This is a genomic window from Bradyrhizobium jicamae (assembly GCF_018130695.1).
Taxonomy (GTDB): domain Bacteria; phylum Pseudomonadota; class Alphaproteobacteria; order Rhizobiales; family Xanthobacteraceae; genus Bradyrhizobium; species Bradyrhizobium jicamae_B.
Genome location: NZ_JAFCJX010000009.1, coordinates 197069 through 215553, shown reverse-complemented (window position 1 = coordinate 215553; position 18485 = coordinate 197069). Strand labels below are relative to the sequence as shown.

Annotated in this window: 12 protein-coding genes and 1 tRNA gene; 1 reads left to right on the top strand and 12 read right to left on the bottom strand. The window is 63.3% G+C overall.

Annotation, left to right across the window (positions count from 1 at the left end; all coding sequences use genetic code 11):
• Positions 1 to 39: 39 nt before the first annotated feature.
• The 11 genes from JQ604_RS15370 to JQ604_RS15320 form a co-directional block, all read right to left on the bottom strand.
• Positions 40 to 2103 carry an FAD-dependent oxidoreductase gene (locus tag JQ604_RS15370; protein WP_212358245.1) on the bottom strand — a complete coding sequence of 688 codons (2064 nt, stop codon included), beginning with the start codon at positions 2101 to 2103 and terminating at the stop codon, positions 40 to 42.
• A 178-nt stretch (positions 2104 to 2281) separates the two neighbouring features.
• On the bottom strand, positions 2282 to 6484 hold the full coding sequence (rpoC, locus tag JQ604_RS15365; protein WP_212358244.1) for a DNA-directed RNA polymerase subunit beta': 4203 nt from the start codon (positions 6482 to 6484) through the stop codon (positions 2282 to 2284).
• Positions 6485 to 6612: 128 nt separating this feature from the next.
• Positions 6613 to 10731, bottom strand: a complete 4119-nt coding sequence (gene rpoB / locus JQ604_RS15360; protein WP_212358243.1) for a DNA-directed RNA polymerase subunit beta — start codon at positions 10729 to 10731, stop codon at positions 6613 to 6615.
• A gap of 442 nt (positions 10732 to 11173) precedes the next feature.
• Complete coding sequence (gene rplL, locus JQ604_RS15355; protein ID WP_212358242.1) at positions 11174 to 11551, bottom strand: 50S ribosomal protein L7/L12; 378 nt, start codon at positions 11549 to 11551, stop codon at positions 11174 to 11176.
• Between the two features lie 53 nt (positions 11552 to 11604).
• Positions 11605 to 12123, bottom strand: coding sequence for a 50S ribosomal protein L10 (gene rplJ / locus JQ604_RS15350; protein WP_212358241.1), 519 nt, complete (start codon positions 12121 to 12123; stop codon positions 11605 to 11607).
• 578 nt (positions 12124 to 12701) lie between these two features.
• Complete coding sequence (locus tag JQ604_RS15345) at positions 12702 to 13655, bottom strand: 2-hydroxyacid dehydrogenase (RefSeq protein ID WP_212358240.1); 954 nt, start codon at positions 13653 to 13655, stop codon at positions 12702 to 12704.
• A gap of 96 nt (positions 13656 to 13751) precedes the next feature.
• The gene (rplA, locus tag JQ604_RS15340) at positions 13752 to 14444 is read right to left on the bottom strand and encodes a 50S ribosomal protein L1 (protein ID WP_212358239.1); all 693 of its coding nucleotides are present in this window, start codon (positions 14442 to 14444) and stop codon (positions 13752 to 13754) included.
• A gap of 6 nt (positions 14445 to 14450) precedes the next feature.
• Complete coding sequence (gene rplK, locus JQ604_RS15335; protein ID WP_011088164.1) at positions 14451 to 14879, bottom strand: 50S ribosomal protein L11; 429 nt, start codon at positions 14877 to 14879, stop codon at positions 14451 to 14453.
• Positions 14880 to 15010: 131 nt separating this feature from the next.
• Entirely contained in the window at positions 15011 to 15544 is a 534-nt protein-coding gene (gene nusG, locus JQ604_RS15330) for a transcription termination/antitermination protein NusG (RefSeq protein ID WP_212358346.1), read from the bottom strand.
• Positions 15545 to 15564: 20 nt separating this feature from the next.
• On the bottom strand, positions 15565 to 15756 hold the full coding sequence (gene secE / locus JQ604_RS15325; protein WP_212358238.1) for a preprotein translocase subunit SecE: 192 nt from the start codon (positions 15754 to 15756) through the stop codon (positions 15565 to 15567).
• Between the two features lie 304 nt (positions 15757 to 16060).
• Positions 16061 to 16136: transfer RNA gene (locus tag JQ604_RS15320), tRNA-Trp, on the bottom strand.
• 169 nt (positions 16137 to 16305) lie between these two features.
• Between JQ604_RS15320 and JQ604_RS15315 the strand changes: the two genes are divergently transcribed.
• Positions 16306 to 17529 carry a serine hydrolase domain-containing protein gene (locus JQ604_RS15315; protein WP_212358237.1) on the top strand — a complete coding sequence of 408 codons (1224 nt, stop codon included), beginning with the start codon at positions 16306 to 16308 and terminating at the stop codon, positions 17527 to 17529.
• 142 nt (positions 17530 to 17671) lie between these two features.
• Here JQ604_RS15315 and JQ604_RS15310 read toward each other — a convergent pair whose 3' ends face one another.
• The gene (locus JQ604_RS15310; protein ID WP_212358236.1) at positions 17672 to 18439 is read right to left on the bottom strand and encodes an SDR family NAD(P)-dependent oxidoreductase; all 768 of its coding nucleotides are present in this window, start codon (positions 18437 to 18439) and stop codon (positions 17672 to 17674) included.
• Between the last annotated feature and the right edge of the window lie 46 nt (positions 18440 to 18485).

Here is an 18485-nt window from a genome sequence, read left to right as displayed (position 1 = left end):
CCCCTTTTACAGTTTTCTGACGCGGCGGCGTCGAGGCGACTAGTCTTCGTCCTCGTCGTCCTCGACCTTGTCGAAGAACGAGTAGCGCAAGGAGTCGGCGTCGGCGTACCACTGCCCCGGCCCCTTGTTGGCGGCAAGGGTCGCGGCCCACAACGCGTCGGTGCAATCCTTGCGATGCATCGAGAGATCGAAGCCGTTGCCGAAGAACAGCTCCGACCATTCCCACCAGGTGCCGAGCTTCCTGACCCCGCGCAACAGGTCGTAGCGGTCGATCAACCCCGGCGCCATGTCCGAGGTGACCGAGCCGAACACCAGGCCGGTCTTCATCACGCGATTGAGCTCGCGCACTGCGCGCACCACCTGCTTCTCGCCGACATGGCAAAGGCTGGTCTCGTAGACGAAGTCGAACTCGCCTGTCTTGAACGGCAGGTCGGTGATCGAGCCGAACTTGTTGTACTTCTGCAGCGCCTTCGGCGTCTTGCCGTGGATGTAGCGATTGTTCTCGACACCCCAGGCATCGATGCCGCGCTCGCGCAGCGCACCGACCAGCTCGCCGCTGGCCGAACCCGCGATCAGCACCTTGTAGCCCTTCGCCCTGCCCCACACGATCTTGATCATGTCGGTCAGGTAGGTCGGATCGGAGAACTGACGCCACACGTCGCCATAGGGACCGGCACCGCGATAGTTCTGGAAATAGTCGCGGTCGATCTTGTCGGAGAGGTTGCCGGACTCCTGCGCCTTCGAGCGGCGCAGCCGCATCATCTCGGTGACGACGATGTCGGTCGCCGCATCCGAGGAGTCGAGCAGACCGTTCAGGGTCGAATCGAAGAGATAGTCGCCGACCACGACGATGCCGGGATGGTCCTTCGGCTCCGGGCGGTGATTGGTCATGACGTCGCGCACCGGCAAGCCGCCGGGTAGCGCGTTGACCGACGACAGCCAGCGATGGATCTTGCCCTCGAGGAAATGCTCGCGGACATTGCCGAGCGAAGCCGGCAGCGACTTCAGCGCGGCGTCGATCAGCTCCTGGTCGCTAAGATTAGCGAAGGCCAGCGCATCCGAGCCCGCGATCAGCCAGTTCAGCACGCCGTGCTTGCCGACGTCGTGGCGCGCGCCCTCATTGTAGACGCAGCAGCCGCCGAACGCTTCCGACATGAACCAGGCGCCGGGAATCTTCTCGCCCCAGAACGGCTCGTCGAACAGGATCGAGACACGCAGATAGTGCGCGGGACGATCGAAATAGGCGACGTGCTTGACCATCGACTTGCGCAGCTCTTCGCCGTCCCAGCGCATGGTCGAGAGCCAGGAATGCGGCAGGCAGACCAGCACGAGATCGAAATCGCGCGTCTCCGGCCCCTTGCCGTTCATCATGTTGAGCTGGTAGCGCCCGCTCCCGGTCTTGCCGACCTTGAGGACGCGATGATTGAGCTGGATGTCAGCTGAGACTTCCGAGCGCAGGCAATCGATCAGCTGCTCATTGCCGTTCTGGATCGAGTAGAGGCCGATATAGCCGTCGACATCCATCACGAAGTTCTTCAGCGCGTTGAGGCCGTTGGTGTTGTGGCTCTCGGTCGCGATATCGGAGCGCGCCATCACCTTGAAGAAGCGTTTTGCGATGGGATCCTTGACCTCCTCGTCGAGCAATTGCTCGGCGGTCTTGTAGGCCCAGGGATGCTCGTTGTCGTGGGCGCCGACGCCTTCGTAGTATTCGATCGGCGACACCATGTTGGCGCAGCGCTTGCGGAACGCCTCGATCGCAGCGGCGGTCTTGGCGCCGTACTTGCGACGCATGCCCGGCACGTCGTTGAGCAGTTCGCCATCGAGCTGCACCTGCTCGGCGTCCATCGGTATCGTCTGCAGGCCGAAATGCTGGATCAGCTCGCGCAGCGGATCGGGTCCGGTCATCGAGTAGTCGTAGATCTCGGCAACGCCGGCTTCATACATCGCAGGCGCGGTGTCGAACTTGCGCGTCACGATCTTGCCGCCGAGGCGATCGGACGCCTCGAAGATCGTGATGCGGCAGAGATCGCCGAGCTTCTTCTTCAGATACCAGGCGCTCATCAGCCCGCCAGGGCCGCCGCCTACGATTGCGAGATCAAGCATGTGGGTTCCGTCGGTTCCGGCTCGCAAAGGGCCGGTCTAAGTCAGCCTAGCAAAAGCGCTTTTCAGCCTGAAGGGAAGATGAACAAAGCGGGTCCCCGCACCGCAGCAGGGAAACAAAGCAGCAAAAAGGCCGGCAAAAAGCCGGCCTTTTCGTCTGTCTCCGTAGTCTTGCGGAGGCTTATTCCGCCGGCGGCAGCGCCAGCGGTTCGGCTTCCGGAGCAGCAGCCGGCACGATCGCCGCCTGCTTCTCGCGCTCGTCGAGGATCAGCTTGTCGCGCTTCATCGCGACTTCGCGGATCCGCGCCATCGAGGCGCCGGTGCCGGCCGGGATCAGGCGGCCGACGATGACGTTCTCCTTGAGGCCTTCGAGCGGGTCCACCTTGCCGTTGACGGCAGCTTCGGTGAGCACGCGCGTGGTCTCCTGGAACGACGCCGCCGAGAAGAAGGAGCGGGTCTGCAGGCTCGCCTTGGTGATGCCGAGCAGAACCGGCGTACCCGTGGCGGGCTTCTTGCCCTCCTCCTTGGCCTTGGTGTTGAGCGCGTCGAACTCGATCTTGTCGACCTGCTCGCCCGAGATCATGTCGGTGTCGCCCTGATCGGTGACCTCGACCTTCTGCAGCATCTGACGGACAATCACCTCGATGTGCTTGTCGTTGATGAGCACGCCCTGCAGCCGGTAGACCTCCTGGATTTCGTTGACCAGATAGGCAGCGAGTTCCTCGATGCCCTTGATCGCCAGGATGTCATGCGGCGCCGGGTTGCCTTCGACGATGAAGTCGCCCTTTTCGACGATGTCGCCGTCCTGAAGGTGGATGTGCTTGCCCTTCGGGATCAGGTACTCCTTCGGCTCCTCGGTCTTGTCCATCGGCTCGATCGAGATGCGGCGCTTGTTCTTGTAGTCGCGGCCGAAGCGGATCGTGCCCGCGGTTTCCGCGATGATCGCCGCGTCCTTCGGCTTGCGAGCCTCGAACAGTTCCGCCACCCGCGGCAGACCGCCGGTGATGTCGCGCGTCTTGGCGCTCTCGGTGGAGATACGCGCCAGGATGTCGCCGGCCTTGACCTGCGCACCGACGTCGACCGACAGAATGCCGTCGACCGACAGCATGTAGCGGGCATCGCCGCCACGCGCGAGCTTCAGGACCTTGCCGTCCTTGCCCTTGACCACGATCGCCGGACGCAGGTCCGCACCGCCGCGGGTCGAGCGCCAGTCGATGACCACGCGCTTGGCGATACCGGTCGATTCGTCGAGCGTTTCCGAGATCGACTGCCCCTCGACCAGATCCTCGAAGCCGATGGTGCCTTCCGCCTCGGTGAGGATCGGACGGGTGTAGGGATCCCACTCCGCGATGCGCTGGCCGCGCTTGACGGTGTCGCCCTCGTCGACATGCATGCGCGAGCCGTACTGGATACGGTGGGTCGCACGCTCGGCGCCATCGGCGTCGACGATCGCGACCACCATGTTGCGCACCATCGCGATCAGGTGGCCTTCGCTGTTGCGGGCGATGGCCTTGTTCTTGATCACGATCTTGCCGTCGAAGTTCGACTCCACGAACGACTGCTCGTTGAGCTGCGCCGCGCCGCCGATGTGGAACGTGCGCATCGTCAGCTGGGTGCCGGGCTCACCGATCGACTGAGCCGCGATGACGCCAACGGCCTCACCGTGGTTGACCGGCGTGCCGCGCGCGAGGTCGCGGCCGTAGCACTTGCCGCAGATGCCGTTGATCAGCTCGCAGGTCAGTGCCGAGCGGATCTTCACCTCCTGGACGCCGGCCTGCTGGATGGCGTCGACGTGGCTTTCCTCCATCAGCGTGCCGCGCTTGACGATCACCTTGTTGGAGGCGGTGTCGCGCACGTCATCGCAGGCCACGCGGCCCAGGATGCGCGAGCCGAGCGAGGCCACCACCGTGCCGGCATCGACGATGGCGCGCATCTTGATGCCGAGATGGGTGCCGCAGTCGTCCTGCGTGATGATGCAGTCTTGCGCAACGTCGACCAGACGACGGGTCAGGTAGCCGGAGTTCGCGGTCTTCAACGCGGTGTCGGCCAGACCCTTGCGGGCGCCGTGGGTCGAGTTGAAGTACTCGAGCACCGACAGACCTTCCTTGAAGTTCGAGATGATCGGCGTCTCGATGATCTCGCCGGACGGCTTGGCCATCAGGCCGCGCATGCCGGCCAGCTGGCGCATCTGCGCCGGCGAACCACGCGCACCGGAGTGGGCCATCATGTAGATCGAGTTGATGTCGGCATCGGCCCCGCTCGCCGTCTTCTTGGTGGCGGAGATCTCCTTCATCATCGCCTTGGCGATTTCTTCCGTCGCCTTCGACCAGGCGTCGACGACCTTGTTGTACTTCTCGCCGTGGGTGATCAGACCGTCATTGTACTGCTGCTCGAAATCCTTCGCCAGCGTACGGGTGGTGTCGACGATCTTCCACTTGCCGTGCGGCACGACCATGTCGTCCTTGCCGAACGAGATGCCGGCCTTGAACGCGTTGTAGAAGCCGAGCGCCATGATGCGGTCGCAGAAGATCACCGTCTCCTTCTGGCCGCAGTGGCGGTAGACCTGGTCGATGACGCCGGAGATCTCGCGCTTGGTCATCAGCTTGTTGATGATTTCGTACGAGATCCTCGGATTCTTCGGCAAGAGATTGCCGAGCATGACGCGGCCCGCGGTGGTTTCGATCCAGCGCTTGGAGTGCTTGCCTTCCTCGTCGATGCCTTCCCACCGGTACTTGATCTTGGTGTGGAGGTGGATGACCTTGGAGTGCAGCGCGTGCTCGAGCTCGGCCATGTCGCCGAAGATCTTGCCCTCGCCGGGCAGGCCTTCACGCATGATCGAGACGTAATAGAGGCCGAGCACGATGTCCTGCGACGGCACGATGATCGGCTGGCCGTTCGCCGGATGCAGGATGTTGTTGGTCGACATCATCAGCACGCGCGCTTCCAGCTGCGCTTCGAGCGACAGCGGAACGTGCACGGCCATCTGGTCGCCGTCGAAGTCGGCGTTGAAGGCGGCGCAGACCAGCGGGTGCAGCTGGATCGCCTTGCCCTCGATCAGCACCGGCTCGAACGCCTGGATGCCGAGGCGATGCAGCGTCGGCGCGCGGTTCAGCAGCACCGGATGCTCGCGGATCACCTCGTCGAGGATATCCCAGACCTCCGGACGCTCCTTCTCGACCAGCTTCTTGGCCTGCTTCACCGTGGTGGACAGGCCCTTGGCGTCGAGCCGCGAGTAGATGAACGGCTTGAACAGCTCGAGCGCCATCTTCTTCGGCAGGCCGCACTGGTGCAGGCGCAGCTCGGGACCGACCACGATCACCGAACGGCCGGAGTAGTCGACGCGCTTGCCGAGCAGGTTCTGACGGAAGCGGCCCTGCTTGCCCTTCAGCATGTCGGCGAGCGACTTCAAAGGCCTCTTGTTGGCGCCGGTGATGACGCGGCCGCGACGGCCGTTGTCGAACAGCGCGTCGACGGCCTCCTGCAGCATGCGCTTTTCGTTGCGGATGATGATGTCGGGCGCGCGCAGCTCCATCAGCCGCTTCAGGCGGTTGTTGCGGTTGATGACGCGGCGGTAGAGGTCGTTGAGATCAGACGTCGCGAAGCGGCCGCCGTCGAGCGGCACCAGCGGACGCAGGTCCGGCGGAATCACCGGCACGACCGTCATGATCATCCACTCCGGCTTGTTGCCGGAGAAGCGGAAGGCCTCGACGATCTTCAGGCGCTTGGCGAGCTTCTTGTGCTTGATGTCCGAGTCGGTCTCGGCCATGTCGGTGCGCAGCTGCGCCTCGAGCTTCTCAAGCTCGAGACCCTTGAGCAGCTCGCGGATCGCTTCCGCGCCGATCATGGCGGTGAACGAATCCTGGCCGTACTCGTCCTGCGCCTTCAGATACTCGTCCTCGGACAGCAGCTGACGGTCCTTGAGCGCGGTCAGACCCGGCTCGAGCACGACGTAATATTCGAAGTAGAGGATCCGCTCGAGATCCTTCAGCGTCATGTCGAGCAGCAGGCCGATGCGCGACGGCAGCGACTTCAGGAACCAGATGTGGGCGACCGGCGCCGCGAGCTCGATATGGCCCATGCGCTCGCGCCGGACGCGCGACAGCGTGACCTCGACCGAGCACTTTTCGCAGATGATGCCCTTGTACTTCATCCGCTTGTACTTGCCGCACAGGCACTCGTAGTCCTTGATCGGCCCGAAGATGCGGGCGCAGAACAGGCCGTCGCGCTCCGGCTTGAACGTGCGGTAGTTGATGGTCTCCGGCTTCTTGATCTCGCCGTAGGACCAGGACAGAATCTTCTCAGGAGACGCGATCGAGATCCGGATCTGGTCGAAGACCTGAGCCGGCGTCGTCGGATTGAAGAGATTCATAATTTCTTGGTTCATCGTCTTCTCCTCGCGTGCCGATCGTCACCGGCAGCAAATTCGAAAGTCTTTAATTCGAAGCACCCTGCCCGCACCCCGCGGACCAAGGCGCCGATGCCCGGCCTTTCGGCCGGGCATGAAGCATCGTGTTACTCGGCCGCCTCGGAGGTCGGCGCCGGGCCGATCTTGGAGTTGTGCAGGTCGACGTTGAGGCCGAGCGAGCGCATTTCCTTGACCAGCACGTTGAACGACTCCGGGATACCGGCCTCGAACGTGTCGTCGCCGCGCACGATCGCCTCGTACACCTTGGTACGGCCGGCGACGTCGTCCGACTTCACGGTCAGCATTTCCTGCAGCGTGTAGGCGGCGCCGTAGGCTTCGAGCGCCCAGACCTCCATTTCGCCGAAGCGCTGGCCGCCGAACTGCGCCTTGCCGCCCAGCGGCTGCTGGGTGACGAGCGAGTACGGACCGATCGAACGCGCGTGGATCTTGTCGTCCACGAGATGGTGCAGCTTGAGCATGTAGATGTAGCCCATCGTCACCTTGCGATCGAAGGGATCGCCGGTACGGCCGTCATAGACGGTCGACTGGCCGGAGGCGTCGAAGCCCGCGAGCTTCAGCATCTCCTCGATGTCCGCTTCCTTCGCACCGTCGAACACCGGCGTTGCGATCGGCACGCCGTGGCTCAGATTGCGGCCGAGCTCGACCAGCTCGTTGTCGTTCAGCGACTTGATGGTTTCATCCTCGCCGTAGATCTTCTTCAGGGTCTCGCGCAGCGGCTTGAGATCCTGCTTCTGATAGAAGGCGTCGATGGTCTGGCCGATGCGCTTGCCGAGGCCGGCGCAGGCCCAACCGAGATGCGTCTCGAGGATCTGACCGACGTTCATGCGCGAGGGCACGCCGAGCGGATTGAGGACGATGTCGGCATGCGTACCGTCCTCGAGGAACGGCATGTCCTCGATCGGCACGATCTTCGACACCACACCCTTGTTGCCGTGACGGCCGGCCATCTTGTCGCCGGGCTGGATCTTGCGCTTCACCGCGACGAAGACCTTGACCATCTTCATCACGCCGGGCGGCAGCTCGTCGCCGCGCTGCAGCTTCTCGACCTTGTCGAGGAAACGCTGCTCGAGGCCCTTCTTCGACTCGTCGTACTGCTTCCGCATGGCCTCGATCTCGGCCATCAGCTTGTCGTTCGGCGAGGCGAACAGCCACCACTGCGACTTCGGATACTCGTCGAGCACCGCGCGGGTGATCTTGGTGTCCTTCTTGAAGCCCTTGGGGCCGGCGATGCCCTGGCGGTTCTCCAGCAGCTCCGCGAGGCGGTTGTAGACGTTGCGGTCCAGGATCGCCTGCTCGTCGTCGCGGTCCTTGGCCAGACGCTCGATCTCTTCCCGCTCGATCGCCAGCGCACGCTCGTCCTTGTCGACGCCGTGGCGGTTGAACACGCGGACTTCCACGATGGTGCCCTGCACGCCCGGGGGCACGCGGAGCGAGGTATCGCGGACGTCGGAGGCCTTTTCACCGAAGATGGCGCGGAGCAGCTTCTCTTCCGGCGTCATCGGGCTTTCGCCCTTCGGCGTGATCTTGCCGACCAGGATGTCGCCGGCGCGGACTTCCGCACCGATGTAGACGATGCCGGCTTCGTCGAGGTTCTTCAGCGCTTCTTCCGAGACGTTCGGAATGTCGCGGGTGATTTCCTCCGGACCGAGTTTGGTGTCGCGGGCCATCACCTCGAACTCCTCGATGTGAATCGAGGTGAAGACGTCGTCCTTCACGATCCGCTCGGAGAGCAGGATCGAGTCTTCGAAGTTGTAGCCGTTCCACGGCATGAACGCGACCAGCACGTTGCGGCCGAGCGCGAGCTCGCCGAGATCGGTCGACGGACCGTCGGCGATGATGTCGCCCTTCTTGACGACGTCGCCGACCTTCACCAGCGGACGCTGGTTGATGCAGGTCGACTGGTTGGAGCGCTGGTACTTCATCAGGCGGTAGATATCGACGCCCGACTTGGTCGGATCGAGATCCTCGGTCGCACGGATAACGACGCGGGTGGCGTCGATCTGGTCGATCACGCCGGAACGGCGCGCCGCGATCGCAGCACCCGAGTCGCGCGCAACCACGCCTTCCATGCCGGTGCCGACGAACGGCGCCTCGGCGCGAACCAGCGGCACCGCCTGGCGCTGCATGTTCGAGCCCATCAGCGCGCGGTTGGCGTCGTCGTTCTCGAGGAACGGAATCAGGGCTGCTGCGACCGAAACCAGCTGCTTCGGCGACACGTCCATGTAGTCGACCTTGTCCGGCGTGATCGGCAGCACTTCGCCAGCGTGACGGCAGACGATCAGGTCTTCGGTGAAGCGGCCCTTGGCATCGAGCGGCACGTTGGCCTGCGCGACGCGGTAGCGGCCCTCTTCCATCGCCGAGAGGTAGACCACCTCGTCGGTGACGCGACCGTCCTTGATCTTGCGATAGGGCGTCTCGACGAAGCCGTACTTGTTGACGCGCGCGAACGTCGCCAGCGAGTTGATCAGACCGATGTTCGGACCTTCCGGCGTCTCGATCGGGCAGATGCGGCCGTAATGCGTCGGATGCACGTCGCGCACCTCGAAGCCGGCACGCTCGCGGGTCAGACCGCCCGGGCCTAGCGCCGAGAGACGGCGCTTGTGGGTGATCTCGCTGAGCGGATTGGTCTGGTCCATGAACTGCGACAGCTGCGACGAGCCGAAGAACTCGCGCACCGCGGCAGCCGCGGGCTTCGCGTTGATCAGGTCCTGCGGCATGACGGTGTCGATATCGACGCTCGACATGCGCTCCTTGATCGCGCGCTCCATACGCAGGAGACCGATGCGGTACTGGTTCTCCATGAGCTCGCCGACCGAGCGCACACGGCGGTTGCCGAGGTGGTCGATGTCGTCGATCTCGCCCTTGCCGTCGCGCAGGTCGACCAGCGTCTTGATGACGGAGAGGATGTCTTCCTTGCGCAGCGTGCGATGGGTGTCGGGCGCGTCGAGCTCGAGACGCATGTTCATCTTGACGCGGCCGACCGCGGAGAGGTCGTAACGCTCGGCGTCGAAGAACAGCGACTGGAACATGGCCTGTGCCGAGTCCAGCGTCGGCGGCTCGCCCGGACGCATCACGCGATAGATGTCGAACAGCGCATCCTCACGCGTCATGTTCTTGTCGGCATGCAGCGTGTTGCGGATGTAGCCGCCGACATTGACGTGGTCGATGTCGAGCAGCGGCAGGTCCTTGTAGCCCTGCTCGTTCAGCACCTTCATAGACTTCTCGGTGATTTCCTCGCCGGCCTCGGCGTAGATCTCACCGGTCTTCGGATTGACCAGGTCCTCGGCGAGGTAGTTGCCGACGAGCTCTTCGTCCGACATGCGAAGCGCCTTGAGGCCCTTCTCCTGCAGCTGGCGGGCCTGGCGCACGGTCAGCTTCTTGCCGGCCTCGAGCACCACCTTGCCGGTGTCGGCGTCGATCAGGTCGTTGACGGTCGAGTAGCCACGGAAACGGCTGGCGTCGAACGGCACGCGCCAGCCTTCCTTGGTCCGCTTGTAGGTGATCTTCTTGTAGAAGGTCGACAGGATCTGCTCGCCGTCGAGACCGAGCGCGTACATCAGCGAGGTCACGGGGATCTTGCGGCGGCGGTCGATGCGCGCGAACACGATGTCCTTGGCGTCGAACTCGATGTCGAGCCAGGAACCGCGATACGGAATCACGCGCGCGGCAAACAGCAGCTTGCCGGACGAATGGGTCTTGCCCTTGTCGTGGTCGAAGAACACGCCGGGCGAACGGTGCATCTGCGAGACGATGACGCGCTCGGTGCCGTTGACCACGAAGGTGCCGTTCATCGTCATGAGCGGGATGTCGCCCATGTAGACGTCCTGCTCCTTGATGTCCTTGACGGACTTGGCGCCGGTCTCTTCGTCGATATCGAACACGATCAGGCGCAGCGTCACCTTGAGCGGCGCAGCGAAGGTCATGCCGCGCTGGCGGCACTCGTCGACGTCATACTTCGGCGGCTCGAATTCATAGCGGACGAATTCGAGCATCGAGGTGCCCGAGAAGTCCGAGATCGGGAACACCGAGCGGAACACCGCCTGCAGGCCCTCGTCGAGACGACCGCCGACGGGCTCGTCGACCATCAGGAACTGGTCATAGGACGCCTTCTGAACCTCGATGAGGTTCGGCATCTCGGCGACTTCCTTGATGTGACCGAAGAACTTGCGAACGCGTTTGCGACCGGTGAATGTCTGCTGCGCCATCGTGGCCTCTCATTTTCGTCGCCTTTGTCTGGCGAACCTTCCGAGCACCGGCTGCGGCCGGCTTCGGGTTGAATTTTTCGAACCGCCTCGAAGGAACGAAGCCCAGATTCAGGAATTAAATCCTCAACCCGGACCGAGGGCCTTCAAAACGCAAAACGACGCGCGGGGCGCTTGACTGCACCCGCCCGTCCGAACGTTCCGCTTCACGGACTGAAAAAGCCCGAAATCTGACTGTCTCCCAACGGCTTGTGCCGAGGGCCCTGCCGCCCCCGTCGCCGACCGTGTTTTTCCGCTGCCGTCCCGATATGGGATGGCAATAATGGAGATTCGAGGGTTAAGTCCACGCATCCCCACACTTTTTTGTGTCCCGCGCCATCTGCGACAAGCTGCCGCACACCGCCTGCATGGCCGGGAGCGCCATTCGGCGCTCCCGGATCGCGCATTACTTGAGGTCGACCTTGGCGCCAGCCTTCTCGAGCTGGGCCTTGATCTTGTCGGCTTCTTCCTTGTTCACGCCTTCCTTGACGGGCTTCGGAGCGCCTTCGACGAGATCCTTGGCTTCCTTGAGGCCCAGGCCGGTGATGGCGCGGACTTCCTTGATGACCTCGATCTTCTTGTCGCCGGCGGAAGCCAGCACGACCGTGAATTCGGTCTTCTCTTCAGCCGGAGCGGCGGCAGCGCCACCAGCGGCCGGGCCAGCGACCGCAACGGCGGCGGCGGCGGACACGCCCCACTTTTCTTCGAGGAGCTTGGCGAGTTCGGCCGCTTCGAGCACGGTGAGGCTCGAGAGGTCGTCGACGATTTTCTGCAGATCAGCCATTGTTCAGTTCCTTAAACGTTTGGTTCGAACCAGGTTTGAGATTAGCGAAGGGGTCAGGCCGCTTCGCCCTTTGAGGCATGAGCCTGAATGACGCGTGCGAGCTTGGCCGCAGGCGCGTTGGAGAGCTGAGCGAGCTTGGTCGCCGGCGCCACGAGGAGGCCAACGAGCTTGCCGCGCAGTTCGTCCAGGGACGGCAGCGAGGCGAGCGCCTTCACGCTGTCGACATTCAGGACGGTTTTACCCATCGAGCCGCCGAGGATGACGAACTTCTCGTTCGCCTTGGCGAATTCGATGGCAACCTTTGGCGCCGCAACCGGATCTTTCGAAGTAGCGATCACGGTCGGTCCCTTCAGCAGGGAGCCGATGGCAGCGACGTCAGTGCCTTCAAGAGCAATTTTGGCGAGACGGTTCTTCGAGACCTTCACCGACGCACCCGCCTGCTTCATCTGCATGCGCAGCTTCTGCATCTGGGCCACGGTGAGGCCGGAATAGTGAGCAACGATCGCAACCGACGTGGTCTTGAAGACCTCGTTAAGTTGTTCGACCGACTCTTTTTTTGCCGCTCGTTCCACAGCAAGCTCTTTCCGGTTGGCGGCCTACACGAAAGGCAGGACCGCCGGGTTGCACCCATCGTCCCACCCAAAACCTGATCCGAGAGGCCGAAGCTTTCGGACATGCCGGGCAAGACGACATCTAGAAGCCTGCCCTCCCAAAGCCTTGCGGCGATGGGCTGTCGAGGTTCGAACCAAATCAGCGTCTCGTCACGGCAATCGCCGCGACGGGGAATGCAAAATCCGGTCTTCACCCGTCTATGCAGGCCATGCGATTAAGCCGTTGAAAACGTGACGTTCTCGCGGGCGCCTGCAGTCTTGGACAGGATCGGATGATTGACCGAAGCCAACCACCCTGCTCTCATTCCACCGGAGGCGACGGGTTTCCTTCCTTTCGAGCATCCTTGCGGGCATGCGGAAAGGAATGATCTCCTATCATCTCAGGTTTTCGGAATGCGAGCACGGACGCGCCAGCAACGAGGCCAGCACGCCCGGAGGCCGCTATGTAGCGGCTCCGGCCCGTCTTGCCAAGAGCAAAATTCAGACCAGTTCAGGCCAGACCGGCCGGGCCGGATTTTTCCTTTGTAGTCAATATGATCCTACCGGCTCCTGACCTCGTAGGGCAACGGTCTGCCGGCAAAAAACGCCTCCAGATTGGCGAGCACGCAGTCCTGCATCGCCACATGTGATTCCAGGGTGTGGCCGCCGAGGTGAGGTGCCAGCACGACGTTCTGAAGCGCCGTCAGTTCGCCGGGCGCGTGCGGTTCCAAAGCGAACACGTCGAGCCCCGCCCCTGCGATGGTCTGCTCGGTCAGCGCCTTGACCAGCGCCGGCTCGTCGATCACCGAGCCGCGGGAGATGTTGACGACAAACCCCTCGCTGCCGAGCCGGCGCAGGATGTCGGCATTAACGACATGCTGGGTATCAGCCCCAGCCCTCACCGCGATCATCAGGATGCTGCACCAGTCGGCGAGCGCCTCGAGCGTCGGGAAGTACTGATAGGGTACCTCGCGCTTTGTGCGGCTGAAATAGCCGACCTCGGTCTCGAAGGCCGCGACCCGGGCAGCGATCTTGAGCCCGATTTCACCCAAGCCATAGACCCCGACCTTGCGGCCGCGCATGCCGGCCTGCGGCCGCATCATCGGCGACGGCTTGGCCCCAGCCCAGTCGCCGCTGCGGACATAATTGTCGGCCACTGGCAGACGCCGCACCGCCGCGAGCATCAGGGTTAGCGCGATGTCGGCCACCGAGGACGCATTGGCGCCGGGGCTGTTGGCGACCGCGATGTTGCGTTTGGCGGCGGCGGCGAGATCGACGCCGTCATAGCCGGTGCCGTAGCAGACGATGGCCTTGAGGTTCGGCAGCGTGTCCATCGCCTCGGCGGTCAGCGCCGTGCCGCCGGCCGTGATCATGGCCCTGATATCGGCAAGCTCGGCGGCCGAAAACACCTCGGTCAGCAGCTTGCCGCCGGCGTTGAGCAGCTCGTAATGCTCGCCGAAGCGGACCATCTGGGCTTTTGGAAAGCGTGAATAGATCAGGACCTTGTCGGGCATTGTTGTTATTTCCTGCGAGCTGCCTCACGCCCCAAAACAAAAGGGCGAGATCGGCTGTCCGATCCCGCCCTTCGTTATCTCGTCACGGCCAAGGTCTTAGCCGAGGATCGTGCCCGGCTCGACCTTCACGCCCGGGCCCATGGTGGAGGACACCGCGACGCGCTGGATGTAAGTGCCCTTGGAGCCGGCCGGCTTCGCCTTGGAGACCGCGTCGGCGAGCGCCTTGACGTTCTCGACCAGCTTCTCCTCGGTGAACGAGGCCTTGCCGATACCGGCCTGCACGATGCCGGCCTTCTCGACGCGGAACTCGACCGAGCCGCCCTTGGCGCCCTTCACGGCGGAGGTGACGTCCATGGTCACGGTGCCGATCTTCGGGTTCGGCATCATGCCGCGCGGACCGAGCACCTTACCGAGGCGGCCGACCAGCGGCATCATGTCGGGAGTTGCAATACAACGGTCGAAATCGATCGCACCGCCCTGCACCTTCTCGACCAGGTCTTCGGCGCCGACCACGTCGGCACCGGCGGCCTTGGCTTCCTCGGCCTTGGCGCCACGGGCGAACACGCCGACGCGCAGTGTGCGGCCGGTGCCGTTCGGCAGGTTGACCACGCCGCGAACCATCTGGTCGGCGTGACGCGGGTCGACGCCGAGGTTGATCGCGATCTCGATCGTCTCGTCGAACTTCGACTTGGCGCGCTCCTTGACCATCTTGATGGCGTCCGCGAGCGGATAGAGCTTCTCGCGGTCAACACCCTCGCGGGCCTTCTTCAAACGCTTTCCGATTGCCATGGCCCGTTACCCCGCAACTTCCAGACCCATCGAACGGGCGGAGCCCTCGACCATCTTCATGGCCGATTCAATGGTGTCGCAATTGAGATCCTTCATCTTCTTCTCGGCGATCTCGCGCACCTGCGCCTTGGTCACCTTGCCGGCCTTGTCGCGGCCCGGGGCTTTCGAACCGGACTGGATCTTGGCGGCCTGCTTGAGGAAGTAGGACATCGGCGGCGTCTTCATCTCGAAGGTGAAGGAACGGTCCGCATAGATGGTGATGATCACCGGGATCGGGGTATTCTTCTCTTCCTTCTGGGTCTGGGCGTTGAACGCCTTGCAGAACTCCATGATGTTGAGACCGCGCTGACCGAGCGCGGGACCGATCGGTGGCGACGGGTTCGCCGCACCGGCCGGGACCTGAAGCTTCAGGTATCCGGTCACTTTCTTTGCCATTTCATACTCCTGTTGTGCCGGACGGAGCCGGCGGTTTCAGGTTCCGTGGTTCGGTCAGAGGGGCTGGCGACCGCCTCCTCCCTCCCACGGCCTCTAAGTCACGCGGGGCGCGTATACCCCACGCCGTCCGATCAGGCCACCTTCTCGACCTGACCGAATTCCAGTTCCACGGGCGTCGCGCGACCGAAGATCGACACCGCGACCTTCACGCGCGAGCGCGCCTCGTCGATTTCTTCCACCACGCCGGAGAACGACGCGAACGGGCCGTCGGCCACGCGCACGTTCTCGCCGATCTCGAACGACACCGACGCCTTCGGCCGTTCCACGCCTTCCTGCATCTGGTTCAGGATGCGCATGGCCTCCGATTCCGAGATCGGCATCGGCTTGTTCTCGGCGCCGAGGAAGCCCGTCACCTTCGGCGTGTTCTTGATGAGATGGAACGCCTCGTCGGTCAGCTTCATCTTCACCAGCACGTAGCCGGGGAAGAACTTGCGCTCGGCGTCGATCTTGCGGCCGCGGCGCACCTCGGTGACCTTCTCGATCGGCACCAGCACCTGCTCGAACAGCTCTTCGAGCCCGCGCTGCTTGGCCTGCTCGCGAATGGACTCCGCGACCTTCTTCTCGAAGTTCGAATAGGCGTGAACGATGTACCAGCGCTTGTCCATCAATTGAGTCCCGGTGCTCATCAGTGGATGCCCAATATCAGGGTCACCAGATAGCGGATGACCTGATCTGCGGCGAAGAAAAAGACCGACGCCAGTGCCACCATCACGAACACCATGATCGTGGTGATGGTCGTCTCGCGACGCGTCGGCCAGGTGACCTTGGCGGTCTCCGAGCGCACTTCCTGCAGGAATTTGAACGGGCTGAAAGCCATCGTTGGGGTACCGCGTCACAAAGTTTACGAGGAATCCGAACAGCCGATCTTGCGGACCCAGCCCTCGTATGAAGGTTGAGCCGATGAACGAGCTCGAATGTTCGGGGGAAATTCAAGGCCGCGCCGGATATCCGCTTTTCTCAGCGGGCCGGCTGCGAGTGGGGGGTATCTACTGCGGGACCGGCCAAACGTCAAGGTCGGCCGGGCCGCCTGCCGGCCCCGGATAACGCCGGGGCGAGCGGGACCGCCCGCGAGAATCAAGGGGTTAACGGATCGGTTGCTTTGCTGGCAGGTGGGCGAATGCTGGCAGGAGTGGCAGGGCTCGAACCTGCGACCCCCGGTTTTGGAGACCGGTGCTCTACCAATTGAGCTACACTCCTGCAGGGAACCCGCGTCGCCGCCGGTTCGCGCCGTTTCAAGCACAGGGCATGGCCGGATTGCAAGTCCGAAGCGGCGAACCTGCTGTTCAAGCCGAAACTTCTGCGCCAGAGTTTCCCCATCACCACCCGGCGGAGCGTCGCCGCAAGAATCAGTCGCAAGGGAGAGACCATGAACGCCCAAACTGCCACCCAACGCGCAGCCCACCCCCAGACGCCGTCCCTCCCTTTGGCCAAGCCGGAAGCGATCGGGCTGTCGGGTGCGCGGCTGCAGGCGCTGTCGGACACATTCAAGCGCGAGGTCGACAAGGGCAACGCCCCGGGCGTGACCGTGCTGGTGGCGCGGCGCGGCCAGATCGGCTGGTACGACGCGATCGGCCGGCAAAGCCCGACTGCGAGCGCGCCGATGACGCATGATTCGGTCTTCCGCATCTTCTCGATGACCAAGCCGATCGTCTCTGTTGGCATCATGATGCTGCTCGAGGACGGGCACTTCATACTGAACGACCCCGTCGCAAAATTCATTCCGGAGTTCGCCGAGACCAAGGTCGGCGTCGAGCACAATGGCAAGCTCGAGCTGGTCGCGCCGAAGCGGCCGATGACGGTGCAGGACCTGCTCCGCCACACGTCTGGTTTGACGTATGACCACACCGGCAACAGCCTGGTGCAGCAGCTCTACCAGCAGTCGCGGCTGCGTAGCCGCAAGATCACCAATGCCGAGCACGCCGTCATGCTCGCTGGCATGCCCCTGATCTGCCAGCCCGGCGCCGAGTGGAACTACAGCCGCTCCACCGACATCCTCGGCCGCATCATCGAGGTCGTCAGCGGCAAGCCGCTCGGCGAATTCCTGAGCGAACGCATCCTTAAGCCCCTGCAGATGAACGAGACCGGATTCCACACGCCGGAGTCCAATGCGGGACGCCTCGCCGAAGCGTTCGCCAATGATCCCTGGACCGGCGACAAGGTGCAGCTGTTCAACATGCTGGAGAAGCCGGCGATGGAGTCCGGCGGCGGCGGCCTCGTCTCGACGACGATGGACTATGCGCGCTTCGCGCAGATGCTGCTCAATGGCGGTTCGCTCGACGGCAACAGGATCATCGGCCGCAAGACGCTGCAGCTGATGGCGTCGGATCATCTGTCGCCGAGCGTGCAGATCAAGGGCACCTTGATGCCGCCCGGCCATGGTTTTGGCCTCGGCTTCGCGGTACGGACGCATCAAGGTATCGCATCGTTCTCCGGTTCGGTCGGCCAGTTCTTCTGGAGCGGCATGGCCGGCACGTTCTTCTGGATCGACCCGAGCGAGGATTTGATCGCGGTCTTCCTGATGCAGGGTCCGGGGCAGCGCGAATATTTCCGCTCGCTGGTGCGGAACGGGGTGTACGCGGCGGTGGAGTAAGTCTCGTGCCCCGGACGCAGCGCAGCGCGATAGCGGTGCGCTGCTGAGCCGGGGCCCATCTCGATCCAATCACAACTCTCCACATGGGTCCCGGCTCTGCGGAGCAGCGTTGCACGCTGCACCGCGTCCGGGACACGAGACGTCAGCTGATCGTCGCCCCACCGTCGATCACAATCGTCTGCCCCGTCATGAAGTCGCCGGCCGCAGATCCCATCAACACGGCAGCACCCGCGATCTCGTCGGGGATGCCGATGCGCAGCAGCGGCGAGCGGGCGGTCGAGGCTTTCAGATTGTCGGGATTGTCCCACAATGCCTTGGCAAAGTCGGTCTTGATCAGGCCGGGCGCGATGCAGTTCACGCGGATGTTGTGCTTGCCGTACTCGCAAGCGAGGTTGCGCGCGAGCTGCATGTCGGCCGCCTTCGAGATCGCGTAGGCGCCGAGGATGGTCGAGCCTTTGAGGCCGCCGATCGAGGAGACGATGATGATCGAGCCGTCCTTGCGCTCGATCATCTGCGGCACCACCATCGAGATCAGCCAGTTGTTGGCGACGATGTTGTTGTCGAGAATCTTTCGGAACTGATCATCGGAGATGCCGGCGAGCGGGCCGTAATACGGATTCGACGCCGCGTTGCAGACGAGCACGTCGATCTTACCGAAGGCGCGGTTGCTCTCATCGACCAGGTTCTGCAGGTTTTCCTTCGACGAGATGTTGGCTGCGATCGCAACCGCCGTGCCCTTGCCGTAGGTCTCGTTGATCTCGCTCGCGACCTGCTCGCAGACGTCGGCCTTGCGCGAGGAGATCACGACCTTGGCGCCGTGCTCGGCCATCCGCTCGGCGATGGCGCGCCCGATGCCGCGCGTCGAGCCGGTGATGACGGCGACTTTACCCTTCATGTCGAACAAGGTCATGGTTCTCTCCCAGATTGAAATTGTGAATTGGCGTTGAGCTAAGCAG

What these genes read in the sequence shown, in the direction of transcription:
- JQ604_RS15315 (WP_212358237.1), top strand. Translation starts at nt 16,306, where the DNA reads ATGAACGCCCAAACTGCCACCCAACGCGCAGCCCACCCCCAGACGCCG.
- rplL (WP_212358242.1), bottom strand. Translation starts at nt 11,551, where the DNA reads ATGGCTGATCTGCAGAAAATCGTCGACGACCTCTCGAGCCTCACCGTG.
- rplK (WP_011088164.1), bottom strand. Translation starts at nt 14,879, where the DNA reads ATGGCAAAGAAAGTGACCGGATACCTGAAGCTTCAGGTCCCGGCCGGT.
- secE (WP_212358238.1), bottom strand. Translation starts at nt 15,756, where the DNA reads ATGGCTTTCAGCCCGTTCAAATTCCTGCAGGAAGTGCGCTCGGAGACC.
- JQ604_RS15370 (WP_212358245.1), bottom strand. Translation starts at nt 2,103, where the DNA reads ATGCTTGATCTCGCAATCGTAGGCGGCGGCCCTGGCGGGCTGATGAGC.
- rpoC (WP_212358244.1), bottom strand. Translation starts at nt 6,484, where the DNA reads ATGAACCAAGAAATTATGAATCTCTTCAATCCGACGACGCCGGCTCAG.
- JQ604_RS15345 (WP_212358240.1), bottom strand. Translation starts at nt 13,655, where the DNA reads ATGCCCGACAAGGTCCTGATCTATTCACGCTTTCCAAAAGCCCAGATG.
- JQ604_RS15310 (WP_212358236.1), bottom strand. Translation starts at nt 18,439, where the DNA reads ATGACCTTGTTCGACATGAAGGGTAAAGTCGCCGTCATCACCGGCTCG.
- rplA (WP_212358239.1), bottom strand. Translation starts at nt 14,444, where the DNA reads ATGGCAATCGGAAAGCGTTTGAAGAAGGCCCGCGAGGGTGTTGACCGC.
- rpoB (WP_212358243.1), bottom strand. Translation starts at nt 10,731, where the DNA reads ATGGCGCAGCAGACATTCACCGGTCGCAAACGCGTTCGCAAGTTCTTC.
- nusG (WP_212358346.1), bottom strand. Translation starts at nt 15,544, where the DNA reads ATGGACAAGCGCTGGTACATCGTTCACGCCTATTCGAACTTCGAGAAG.